Annotated in this window: 7 protein-coding genes and 1 pseudogene; 2 read left to right on the top strand and 6 right to left on the bottom strand. The window is 65.4% G+C overall.

All coding sequences use genetic code 11. The annotated features are described in order from the left end of the window. Positions 1-126 precede the first annotated feature (126 nt). On the top strand, positions 127-462 hold the full coding sequence (locus KWO_RS02095) for a DUF6172 family protein (RefSeq protein WP_010367985.1): 336 nt from the start codon (positions 127-129) through the stop codon (positions 460-462). 437 nt (positions 463-899) lie between these two features. Here KWO_RS02095 and KWO_RS02100 read toward each other — a convergent pair whose 3' ends face one another. After that, positions 900-2189: a DEAD/DEAH box helicase gene (locus tag KWO_RS02100; RefSeq protein ID WP_017112906.1), complete on the bottom strand. Its 1290-nt coding sequence runs from the start codon at positions 2187-2189 to the stop codon at positions 900-902. Between the two features lie 332 nt (positions 2190-2521). Here KWO_RS02100 and avrRxv point away from each other — a divergent pair. Then, positions 2522-3644, top strand: a pseudogene (avrRxv, locus tag KWO_RS02110) (type III secretion system YopJ family effector AvrRxv). 469 nt (positions 3645-4113) lie between these two features. Here avrRxv and KWO_RS02115 read toward each other — a convergent pair. The 5 genes from KWO_RS02115 to KWO_RS02135 all read right to left on the bottom strand — a co-directional run bounded on the left by KWO_RS02115 (position 4114) and on the right by KWO_RS02135 (position 11932). Then, positions 4114-5634 (bottom strand): dihydrolipoamide acetyltransferase family protein, encoded by a 1521-nt coding sequence (locus tag KWO_RS02115; protein WP_017112908.1) that lies wholly within the window; start codon positions 5632-5634, stop codon positions 4114-4116. Continuing rightward, positions 5631-6014, bottom strand: coding sequence for an SH3 domain-containing protein (locus KWO_RS02120; protein WP_008575527.1), 384 nt, complete (start codon positions 6012-6014; stop codon positions 5631-5633). The genes KWO_RS02115 and KWO_RS02120 overlap by 4 nt, the downstream gene beginning before the upstream one ends. A gap of 1 nt (position 6015) precedes the next feature. Next, positions 6016-7086 (bottom strand): alpha-ketoacid dehydrogenase subunit beta, encoded by a 1071-nt coding sequence (locus tag KWO_RS02125; protein WP_010382049.1) that lies wholly within the window; start codon positions 7084-7086, stop codon positions 6016-6018. Continuing rightward, positions 7079-8167: a pyruvate dehydrogenase (acetyl-transferring) E1 component subunit alpha gene (pdhA, locus tag KWO_RS02130; protein ID WP_010382051.1), complete on the bottom strand. Its 1089-nt coding sequence runs from the start codon at positions 8165-8167 to the stop codon at positions 7079-7081. The genes KWO_RS02125 and pdhA overlap by 8 nt, the downstream gene beginning before the upstream one ends. Positions 8168-8344: 177 nt before the next feature. Further along, positions 8345-11932, bottom strand: coding sequence for a lamin tail domain-containing protein (locus KWO_RS02135; RefSeq protein WP_026113210.1), 3588 nt, complete (start codon positions 11930-11932; stop codon positions 8345-8347). Positions 11933-12139 lie beyond the last annotated feature (207 nt).

Consider the following 12139-nt stretch of genomic DNA (forward strand, 5'->3'; position numbering starts at 1 on the left):
GCCGGGGGCTGCAATGCGGTGGCAGCCGCGGCGCGGGAGGGCTGGCAGCGCCAGTAGACGCCGGATTCGCCCGTGATGCCGCCTTGGCCTCACAATAGGCGGCCAGTTCCCACAACCGATGTCGCCATGCGCAAGACCTACCAGCTCAACCTCGAAGGCAAGAACCGCGATCGTCTGCTGGAATCCAGCAAGAACGATATCCGCAAGTACATCCGCCGCGAGCGCCGCAAAGACCTGCCGGAAGGCGCGGATTACTGGGACTTCGACATGCGCTTCGGGGTGGACGAAGCCAGCGCGGTGGCACTGCCGCCGGCCGAGCTGATCCGCTCGATCAACGCGCTCACTGCCGAAGGTGGCGACCAGTTCTTTGTCGAAATCCTGCGCAAGCCAGGCAAGCGCGTACCGCGCGCTGAAAGCGACCACGCGTTCGGTGACGGCGAGCTGGATTTCGAGCAGGACTGAGTTTTCGTCGTCTCCCGCTGGCGGCGCACCGCTGCGGGACGAGGCGTTCCTGGCGTATTGTTGACCGCATCGCATTGGACGAGCGAGGCGTCGTGCCTTGCGGATGGCAACTGGACGGGTCGCACGAGGGCTGCGGTGCCTTGACGCTGGCGAGCGCCGCTGAGCGGCGGACCGACGATGACGCTGCCACCGGCCAAACCTGCTGGTGCTTGATAGCGGGCACTTGTCGCCCGGACGCAGCGGTTCGAGCGGGCCGTGGCTAACCGACTGCTGTTGCGCCAGAGCGTTTTGCTGGGCGGTTGCGGCTGACGCATGCTGTGCGCGTTCGGCTGCCAAGGCCTGCGGTTGTTGGTCAAGCCCGCGCTGCAGTGCGGCGCTGCCGGCACAGTCATCACGCGCCGGTGCTACGACTGCTCGCTACGGTGCGTTCGCCACTCTCAGCCGGGCTTGGCAGTCTGCGCCTGCGCCGCGGCGCGCAATTTGTCCTTCTTGCTCGGCCGCTTGCCCTTGATGCCGCCGTTGTCATGCGCAGCACGTACCGCTGCGTCAAGCGCATCGCCGGCAGGCGTCTTGGCCTGAGTCGGCTCGAAGCCTTCGATCACGCCGGTCGGCACGCGCAGGCCCTGGCGTTTTTCGATCAGCCGCCACTGCTGGGCGCTCTCGGCGGTGACGAAGCTGACCGCCACCCCGCTGGCACCGGCGCGCGCGGTGCGGCCGATGCGGTGGGTGTAGTCGACGGTGGAGCGGGGTAGGTCGTAATTGAGCACGGCCGGCAGGGCGTCGATGTCGATGCCGCGCCCGGCCAGATCGGTGGCCACCAGCACCTGCACCTCAGCCTGTTTGAAGGCCCGCAGCGTGCGTTCGCGGCGGCCCTGGCTCAATTCGCCATGCAGCGGCAACGCGGCGATGCCGGTCTTGCTCAGTTTTTCGGCAACCTTGTCGGCGGTGTGGCGACTGGCGACGAATACCAGCAGCTGCGGCCAGGCGTGTTCCAGCAGCAGATGACGCACCAGCTGCGTGCGCTGGCCGGCATCTACTGCAATCGCGCGTTGCGCGATCGCCGGTGCCTGTTCCGGCGTGGCTTCAATGGTGATGCGCAGTGGGTCGCGCAGACGCCGCTTGGCCAGCGATGCGATGGCAGGCGGGAACGTGGCCGAGACCAGCACGCTTTGCCGCTGTGACGGCAGCAAGGCCAGGATGCGATCGAGCTCGGCGCCAAAGCCCAGGTCCAGCAGGCGATCGGCCTCGTCCAGCACCAGCGTGCTTACCTGCGACAGGCGCAGTGCATTGTGCGCCACCAGGTCCAGCAGCCGCCCCGGGGTGGCGATGACGATGTCCGCGCCACCGCGCAACGCCATCAGTTGCGGATTGATGGCCTCACCGCCGGTGGCGGCGACGATCTTCAGCCGCCGCGGCAAGGCGGCGGCCAGCGACAGCAGGGTCTGCGCGACCTGGGCGACCAGCTCGCGCGTCGGCACCAGGATCAGCCCTCCCAGCACGCGCGGCGCCTGTTCCGGCGCCTGCAGGCGCTGCTGCAGCAGCGGCAAGGCATATGCCAGGGTCTTGCCCGAGCCGGTCTGCGCGGTGGCGATCAGGTCGCGTGCGGCCAGCATCGGCGGAATCATCGCGACCTGGATCGGCGTGAGCGTGCGCACACCGGCCCTGGCGAGCGCGGACTCGAATACGGGCTGTAGCTGTAGCGACAGCAAATCTGCTTTCAGTGACATCGCGCGATTATCCGCGCATTGTCGACGGCGTGCATGCCGAAACGAAGTGCAGGTGCGCTGGCCGCGCATGGCGCTCCACGGCGCCGCCAAGCGGCAGTGGCAACAACCGGTGTGTCGACCCGGGGTCTGCTGCGTCCAATGCGACTAATCCACGGCCGTGGCCAGGTTTTTGGGGTTGGTTAGTCACCGAACATCAGTTACGCAGATCACTCTTCAGCGTGAATTAGTGTCGCTTATCTGTAGTGCTTCGTTCAGGGTTTTTCAGCTTTTCGCATTATTGCCTAGATCTTCGCGCAACGAAACCGAGTTCTTCGATTAGCGCGATCTAATATATGTGCGACTCCATAAGAGTGCAATTCAGATCCATACAAAAAATGGTGGTAAAAAATGAAGAAATTTTTCAGATCATTAGGAGTGGGCGGCTCAAGCAGTAGTCGTTTTCAACATCATATTCCGGAGGCTGACTCAGCACCCAGTAGTAAGGCGTCTACGCCTCCGGCCTCTCCGCCGCCGGATTCCCCGCCCAGTAACTCTGCTTTTTCCGCTCTCCCGACCAGGCCTCGCAAGAAGGCCGAGGCCTTGTCGGATGCGGTGGAGTCGCGCGGACATTTAGCCCCGCCAAGCCTGGTCTCCTATGCCAACGCAACCCTTGATCAACTGAGGCGAAATGAACCCATCAGCGAGTCACTTCGGCTGATGGACATTGAAAATCTCCCCCATCTGGTCCGCTCCTACGACAATAGATTGAATAATCTAAACCTGCGCAGCTTCGACACTCCGGGGCAGTTTTTACATGACCTGAGTCGCTGGCATAAAACAGGATTGCCATTAAGAGCGGTAGTGCGGCTGGATGAAGACCCTAGGAGATGGCATCGCGTCGCGTTCGACGTGCGCAACCACGAGAGTGGACACACGACGATTATCGCATTGGAGCCTGCGTCTGCTTACAATCCGGACCATATGCCTGGTTTCGTGAAAATGAGAGAAAATCTCACGTCTCAGTTCGGTAGGAAAATTTCGTTTGCGGTGATTGAGGCGGAAGCACTTAAGTCAATCGGTGGGTGTGTCATATTTTCTCTTGATTATGCCCTGGCGGCATACCAGGAAAGAAGCACCTTTGACCAATGGCATAAAGATCTTCGAAAGAAAGGAAATATCAAGGGGATGACTCCCGAAAGTCAGCACCTTAACGAGCTTGGCGTCTATTTGCTTAAAGGAACCAGGTTGCTGCCGGCAAACTTCTACAAGCATGCGCATTCCAGGCGCACCATCGACGAGCTCGAGGCAGATCAGCCTGGCGCGTCGGGTACCGACGTGAGGTCAGGCAGAGCCGCTGTCTACAAGGAGTCGCTGAGCCGTAGACTGGAGGAGTTCCAGGTCCAGCGCGATAAGACCTACAGCATGTCAATCGAAGCATCCAGAGCTCGAAAGATCCGTCACGCCTTAGAATCCTGAGACAATTACCAAATATTATTTACTTTCCTTACCTTCACAGGCCCGCTTCCCAGCGGGCTTTTTTTCGGTATGTAATAAGGCGACCCTGATGGAAAGCGCAACGGCAGGCTTGTCGAATGAGGTTTGCTGTGTCTGAAGGGCTTGTCGCTACGCCAGGCAGGATCATCCAGTGGCAGCGGCTGCCGGCGCATCGTGACAGATACGAGAGCGCAAGCGACGTCAGCACTGGCGCCGTGTTCTTGTCCATGCCGCGAATCTGAACTTGGTGCAACCAACCTGGCGCTTGATCGAGGTTCCTTAGCACACCGCAACATTGCGCGGCTGCGGGCGCCGCTGACGTTGGAAATCATCCGCTGCATTGCGCTCGTCCACCTGGCACACGCGCGCATCTGCGTGTACCCGCGTTCGCGGTTGCTGCCGGGGCGTTTTCCAGCCTGCGCGGCGAGCCGGCAAGCCGCCGCGCAAGTGCTCAGTTGGCCAACGCCAAATCGTCCAGCAAGGCGCGCAGGAAGCGCGCCGCTTCACCACCGGTGGCGGCGCGGTGATCGAAGGTCAGCGACAGTGGCATCACCTTGTGCGTTTCCACGCCGCCCATCACCGGGGTGAGCTGGTAGCGCGCGCGACCGGCGGCCACGATCGCCACGCAGGGCGGCACCACCACCGGCGTGGCGTAGCGGCCGGCAAACATGCCGAAGTTGGACAGCGAGATGGTGTAGCCGCTCAGTTCGGACGCGGCGATGCTGCGGCTTTCCACCTGCTGGCGCAGCCGGTTGACGCCTTCGCGAATGCCATGCGCATCCAGCATGTCGGCGTTGCGCAACGCCGGCACGAACAGGCCTTCTTCGGTATCCACGGCAATGCCGATGTCGACCTGGTGGTGCAGGGTGCGGCTGAGTGCGTCGCCGTCGAACCAGGCATTGAGTGCGGGCACCGCCTGGCAGGCGCGCACGATACCGCGCACCAGACGCACGGTGACATCGTTACCGGGCTGCCAGGCGTGCAGATCGGCATCGTCGTTGAGCGTGGTCGGCACCACCTTGGTGTGTGCATCGGCCATCACACGTGCCATGTTGCGGCGCACGCCCTTGAGTTGCTCGGGTTGGCCCTTGGCGCTGATGCCGGGCGACTGGGTGCGCATCGGCTTGCCGCTGGCCGACAGCGTGGAGCGGGCGTTGCCCTCGTCCGCCCTGCGGGCACCTTCTCCCGCAGGCGGGAGAAGGGATGCTGTTGCGGATCGATCCCTGCTGTCGGCAGCGCTCCCAGCAGCTCTCCCACCATCACCGATCGGACCACCTCTCCCGCTGGCAGGAGAGGTCGGCGCGCCATGCGCGCCGGGTGAGAACTGCGCGGTACCGGCAGCCGCTGCCTGCTTTACGTCTGCCAGCGTGACCGTGCCGTCCGGGCCGGTAGCGCGCACCTGTGCCAGGTCCACACGCAGCTTGCGCGCCAGCGCGCGCACCACCGGCATGGCGCGCACGCCGCCGACGGTAATGGCCTGCTCGCTCTGCACGACGTTGGAGCTTTGCATCGCGCCGACCACGGTGCCGGCATCGTCGCGATCGCTGCTGCCATCGCCAGCATCGGCATCGGCATCGGCATCGGCAATTTCGCCGCCGTTATCGGAGGCCACCACGCGCGTGGTGTGCCCAGCCGCGCTGTCGCCGGTGCTGGGCGTGGGTGAGTGCGTCGGCGCCGGTCCATGCGAATGGCCGGTGTCCTGGCCGTCGGCGCGTTGCGGCTGCGAGGCATCCAGCGCGAACTGCGCCAGCACCGAGCCGGTCACGATCACATCGCCGGCGGCGCCGGCGAGCTTGACCACGGTCCCGGAAAACGGCGAGGGCACCTCGACCACCGCCTTGGCGGTTTCCATCGATACCAGCGGGTCGTCCAGGCGCACGGTGTCGCCCTCCTTGACGAACCATTCCACGATGGTGGCGTCGGGCAGGCCTTCGCCCAGGTCGGGCAGGTGGAAATTCTTGTTGTCGCTCATGGCAGATTCTCTTGCGCGGCCGGCAGCTGCGGCGTGGTGTCGTCGAGGAGTTCAAGGTCGGCGGCCGGCAGCCAGCCCTGCGTGCCGTCGGCACGTTCGGACCACCACCAGCCACCGTGTTCGTGATGCAGCAACACGTCCTCGCCTGTCTGGGCATCGAGTTCGCGTGCGTCGTAATCGCGCAGGGCTTCGGCCCGGCCGTCCCCCAGCGGGCGCAACCAGGCCAGCGGCGCCCAACCGGCGCGTCCGCTATCGGTCGTGACCCAGGCAAACGCCGGCCATTCTTCGTCGCGCACGCCCACGCCAACCTGCTGGCCTGCCTGGAAGCGGACCGGGTTGGCGTAGGCGGCGCGATGGTCGCAAAGCAGACGGGCGCGCATATCAGCCGGCAGCCACCGCGCGACGTGCCGCGGCGACGATGCGCTCCACGCTCGGCAGGAACTTCATTTCCAGCCGGAACAGCGGGATATGCGTGTCGTAACCGGTGACGCGTTCGACCGGCGCCACCAGGTCGTACATCGATTGCTCCGCAAGGCGCGCGGCGATTTCCGCGCCGAAACCGGCGGTGCGCGGGGCCTCCTGCACGATCACGCAGCGGCCGGTTTTCGCAACCGATTCGGCAATGGTGTCGAAGTCCAGCGGGCGCAGCGTGGCCACGTCGATGACTTCGGCACTGATGCCTTCGCCGGCGAGTTTGTCGGCCGCTTCCAGCGCTTCTTTGACCTGCGCGCCCCAGGTGACCAGGGTGACGTCGGTACCGTCGCGCAGCACGAAGCACACATCCAGCGGCAGCGCTTCGCCATCGTTGGCCACCACTTCCTTGTACTGGCGATAGATGCGCTTGGGCTCCATGTAAATCACCGGATCCGGGTCGCGGATCGCGGCCAGCAACAGACCGTACGCGCGCTGCGGCGAGGACGGCAACACCACGCGCAGGCCCGGCACGTTGGTGAAGATGGCTTCGTTGGCTTCGCTGTGATGTTCCGGCGCGCGGATGCCGCCGCCCCACGGCACGCGCAGCACCATCGGGCAATGCAGACGGCCACGAGTGCGGTTGCGCAAGCGTGCGGCGTGGCAGATCAGGTGATCGACCATGGGATACACGAAGCCGTCGAACTGCGCCTCGGCCACCGGTTTCATGCCTTGTGCGGCCAGGCCTACGCTCAGGCCTGCGATGGTGGTTTCGTCTAGCGGCGTGTCCAGCACGCGTTCGCTGCCGAAGCGTTGCTGCAGGCCGGCGGTGGCGCGGAACACGCCGCCGTTGACGCCGACATCCTCGCCCAGCACCAGCACCGCGGAGTCGTGTTCCAGCTCCCAGGCCAGCGCCTGGGTGATGGCTTCGATCAGGGTGATGGGCGAACTCATGGCGATTTCTCCGCGCGTTGCCGCAGCGTTGTAAGGGGCACTGGCATGCTGCGACGTGTCTGCGGGCACATGCTTGAGCTCATCCATGACGCGACTCCAGCGCCATCACTTCGGCGCGCTGTGCCAGCAACTCGGCCGGCGGGTCGCCGTAGAGGTAATCGAACATCGCTTCGACCGGCTGCACCGGCGTGTTGAGATAGGCGTTGACCTCTTCGTCCACGCGCGCGCTGCATTCGGCCTTCCAGGCGTCTTCCTGGGCGGCGTCCCACAGGCCTTGCGCGGTGAGGTAGCGGCGCAGGCGCAGCAGCGGTTCGCGCGCCCAGCCCTGCTTGACCTCTTCTTCGCCGCGATAGCGCCGCGCGTCGTCGGCGGTGGTGTGGTCGGACAGGCGATAGGTCAAAAACTCGATCACCGTGCCGCCATCGCCGGCCAGTGCGCGCACGCGTGCCTGACGCATGGCTTCGAGCACGGCAACCAGATCGTTGCCGTCCACCTGCAGGCACTGCAGGCCGCCGGCCAGGCCCTTCTGCGCAAGCGTCTGCGCGCCGGTCTGCGCCGAGCGCGGCACCGAGATCGCCCAGCCGTTATTGATCACGCACAGGATCAGCGGCAGCTTGTAGGCGCCGGCCGAATTGAGTGCGGCATAGAAGTCGGTCTTGGAGCTGCCACCGTCGCCGCAGCAGGCCACCGCAACCTGCGGTTTGCCCTGCAGCTTGAACGACAGCGCCGAGCCGGCGGCGTGCAGGCACTGGGTGGAAATGGGCACGCAGATCGGGAAGTCGATCGCCGCATCGGCATCGCGCGGATAGTCGCTGCCGCGCTCGTCGCCGCCCCAGTACAGCAGCACATCGCGCGGGCGCACGCCGCGTTCGAACATGGTGCCGTATTCGCGGTAGCTTGGCGCAAACACATCGCCGCTGCGCATCGAAGCGCCGATGCCCACATGCGTGGCCTCGTGGCCGATGCAGGCCGCGTAGGTGCCCAGCTTGCCGGTGCGTTGCAAGGCCACCGACTTGGTGTCGAAGGTGCGCACGAACAACATGCGCTTGAACAGGGCGAGCAGTTGTTGCGGGTTGGCGGCGTCGGCCGGAAGGTCGTCGCGGACCCATTGGCCGTCCGCGTCCATGTAGTGCAGATAGTCGATCTGGAACTGCGCGGCTACGCTCATTGCGACGACACCTTCATCAAGAAGTTTCAAATGATATGAGTTGCCATGTTAAGGACGGCGAAGCAAAACGCTGTCCTGCACCGCAGCAGACAATCATGCTGGCTTGCACAAAAAAAAGGGCGCGGACCAGGCCGCGCCCTTTGTCGCAGTAGAGAACTGCGACGTGTTGCACTGCGATCAGCGGCGCCCATCACCTCCGCCGATCGGCGTGACGATCAGCGCAGTGTTGTCGGCTGGGTTGGCATCGGGCGAACGCGAGGTGGCCGTGGCCTGCACCCGCACCGCGCCGTCGGCCGGGATGGGCCTGGTAGCGACGGTCAGCTGGAAAGTTGCCTGCGCGCCGGGCAGTACCACCGCGGCGGTGCTGCAGACGAAGCGGGCCCGACGCAGCGATTGGGTCTGCTTGTCGCAACGCCAGCCTTGCGGCGGTACCAATTGCGACAACGCCGACACCGTGTTGCCTTCGATCACCAGGCCGGAGCCTTGCGCCGGTGCGGCGCCGACATTGCTCACCAGCACGCGGTAGGTGGCGCTGAAGGCGGTGGTCGGCAGGCTGCTTGGACCGTCGAAACGTACCGCCAGGTCGCTGCGGGGTTGCGGACGTGCCTGTACCATGACCGTGGCGGTGTCGGTGTTGTTGCCAGGTTGCGGATCGGGCGATTGCGAGGCGACCGACCCGGCCAGCATCAGGGTGCGTCCTACCAGTTCCGGGCTGGCATCGAGGTGCACCGCAAAGCTCTGCATGGCGCCGGGTTTCATCGCGGGCAGATTGCAGGTAAATGTAGTTTGCGTGGCATTTGTCTGGTTCTGGCAGATCCAACCCGTCGGCGCTGTGATACGCGCCTGCACCGGTAGGTCGAACACCAGCGCCAGCGCTGTGAACGGTGCCCGATCCGGCCCACGGTTCTCCACATCCACGGTGTAGTCGATGCGCTCGCCTTCGGTGACTTGCGCACGTGCAGCAGTCACCGCCACACCCAGGTCCGCGTTGACCTGCTTGCTCATGCGCAACAGCACCACGGTGGGATCGTGATCGGACAACCGCGTCGGCGTATTGGCATCGTTGCGCGCGGTGCCCGGGAAGTCGGCATTGATGCGTGAGTGGCCGACCGACAACGAGGCGATCTGCGGCAAGCGCATCAGCGCCTCGTTGGCCAGGATGTGATCCAGCGACTGCACGTTGCCGTCGAACGCGTACGAGTAGCTCTGGTCGGGCGTGTTGAACCAGGTCAGGTCGGTGTAATCCGGGTTGACCAGATCGGCGCCATCGCCGCCCACCACGGTCTGTGCATCCGGCGCCGGTTTGCCGGTGACCGTGCCCATCGCATCCACATAGCCATCGTTGAACTCGAAGGCGTTGAAGTCGCCCATCACCAGCACTTTTTCGTCAGGGTTCAATTGCTGACGCGTCTGCAGCAGGCGCGCAAGATACTCGGCCTGCGCCTGACGTTTGGCGCGGATGCGGGTGCCGGCGGCATCGTCGGTCTCGGCGCCATTGAGCGAACGCTGATGCACCACGATGGCGGTCAACGGCAGCGTGCGGCCATCGACCTGATGCACGTTGGCGGTGAGCACCAGCGGCGGGCGGTCGTTAAGCAGGCTCACACCGCCTGCCGGCTCGGTCCAGGTCGTGGTCTTGCCTTCCTGGGCGATCGAGAGCACGTCCACCCGCGGCACGCCGCCGGCGGTGTCTGCGGTCTTGACCAGGAAACCGACGTCGATGCCGCCCACGTCATTGCCTTCCTGCAGGTACGCCACGTACTTGGGATCCTGCTGGCCGGAGGACACCGCATCGGCGTTGACGCGTGCGGCCAGGGTCTGCAGCACGCTGAGGTTTTCCACTTCCACCGTGCCCAAGATATCGGGCATGTGCAGGTAGTTGCGGATCGCCAGCGAGGCCTTGTTGAGGCGGGCCTGGAAGGCGGCCGGCGTGAGCACCGGTTCGCCGATTGCCGGGTCGTTCTGGTCGTCGAAGAAGCGCTCCATGTTGTAGGTCGCCACGGCCACATCGTCTGCCTGCGGCATCGGTGCGGGGCGTGGTTGGTCGGCACCGTTGCAACTCACCTGCGGGGTACGTTCCGGATACAGCGTGTAGCGGCGGAAGCTGTAATCCAGCGGGCCGACCACGTTGAACACCATGCAGCCGGAGGCCAGATCCAGCCGCTCGGCGCCGACGCCGGCACTGCCGACCGCGATCACTTCGGGGTTGGTATTCCAGCGCGGCACTCCGGCAGGCGAGCCGGCCGGCAGCGGGTCGGGCAACTGCACGCCCGGCTCGCGGTAGGCGCGCGGCACGCCGGTGACCACGGCATGGAACACCCCATTGCTGGTCGCCGTGGCATTGGTCTCGTTGACGCTGCCACCGGTGGGTGCATTGACGGTGAGGCTGGCGGCGGCCACGCGCATGCCTTCCAGCGCTTCGAGCTGATCGAAGGCGCCGTTAGGGTTGGGGAAGTTCGCGCTCAACGCCACCGGCATCGGCAAGGGGTTGCCGGTGGAATCCAGCAGCACGGTGATGCTGCCGCCGATCTCGGTCAGCGGCGGCTGGTCCGGGTCGGCGGTGGGCACGTATTCGATCACCGTGCCCTGCACGCGCACCCGATTGCCGATGGCGGCCGCGTCCGGCGGTGCGCTGCCGGTGTAGACGTACACGCCTTCGGAGGTGGACGGGTCGGCATCTGCTTCGGTATCCGGCGCCTGCAGGAAGAACCCGGCGCTGCGGCGTGCCGTCACGATGCCGGAGGTGGCCACTACCTGGCCTTCCAGCGGCGAACGTGCGCCCTTGCCCTGGATGGCGTGGATCGGCAACAGGCTGAAGTCGTCGTTGAGGAGGGTGCCGGTAGCACTCAGCGTGGCCGGCAACGCGCCGGTCACCCCGCTGATCTGCAGGCGGAAGCTTTCATCCGGCTCAGGTGTGGTGTCGCCCAGGAAATCGACGGAAATGGTGGCGCTGCGTTCGCCAGCGGCGATGCGCAGGGTGGTGGCTGGCAGGGCAATGTAGTCGCTGCCGGCGGTGGCGGTGCCATCGACGGTGGCGGCGGTGAAGCTTACCCCGCCCGCGCCGGCCGGCTGGCTCAGGGTGAGCGTGAACACGTAGCTGCGGCTGCCAGTATTGCCTTCGGCCTGGCTGACATCGGCCAACGTGGCAATCGGCTGGCCGCCGCCGCTGCACAGGCGCGCGGCACTGGCGGCATTGCGTGGGGCCGGCGCGCCGGTCGCAAAATCGGCTGCGTTATTGTCTGTATCGGTGCACCCTTCGTTGCCGCGCAGCACCGCCAGCGTGTTGCTCGGGGCGGGCGTGGGCGCGTTGCCCTCGGCGCAGCTGGCCGTGCTGCCGTAGCCGACCAGGTCGGCATTGCCGGTGGGGCAGGTGCCGCTCAGCGCGCCCACCGTGTTGCTCAGCGCCACCTTGCCGGCGGTGCCACTCATGGCCAGCGTGCCGGTGGCATCGGGCGTGGGCAGCGCAACGCTGCCGCCGCTGCCATCGGCCTGCTTGATCAGGTAATAACCGCCGGCCGGGACAGTGCCCGCCAACGGGGTGACCTGCCAGCTGCTGCCGGCGGCCGAGGCGTACTGCACCGACCAGCCGTCCAGGCCGACCGAGGTGCTGCCGATGTTGTGCAGCTCGATGAAATCGCTGCGGAAGGTGGCGCCGCTATTGCCGCCACCGCCGTAGACCTGGCTGATGACGACTTGGGCATTGGCGTGGCCGGCCACGGCCAGCGCACACAAAAATACGGCTGCACGACGCTGCAACACATGCATGAGATAAGAGTCCCCAGGATCCCTGAGACGTGAAACGCTCCCCTGGTCCGGCCACGTCCCTGGCCGGCAGCGCCGTTCGATTCTGCATGAATTTGCAGACCGTGGTTGACGATACGGTGACAGCGGCGCAGCAGCTGCGACTAGGCCGGGCGCGTGCAAGTTGATTCAAAGGTGAAAAGAAGCGGGCTCGAGGCCGAGGCATGCAGG

Source organism: Xanthomonas vasicola pv. musacearum NCPPB 4379 (assembly GCF_000277895.2).
GTDB lineage: Bacteria > Pseudomonadota > Gammaproteobacteria > Xanthomonadales > Xanthomonadaceae > Xanthomonas > Xanthomonas vasicola.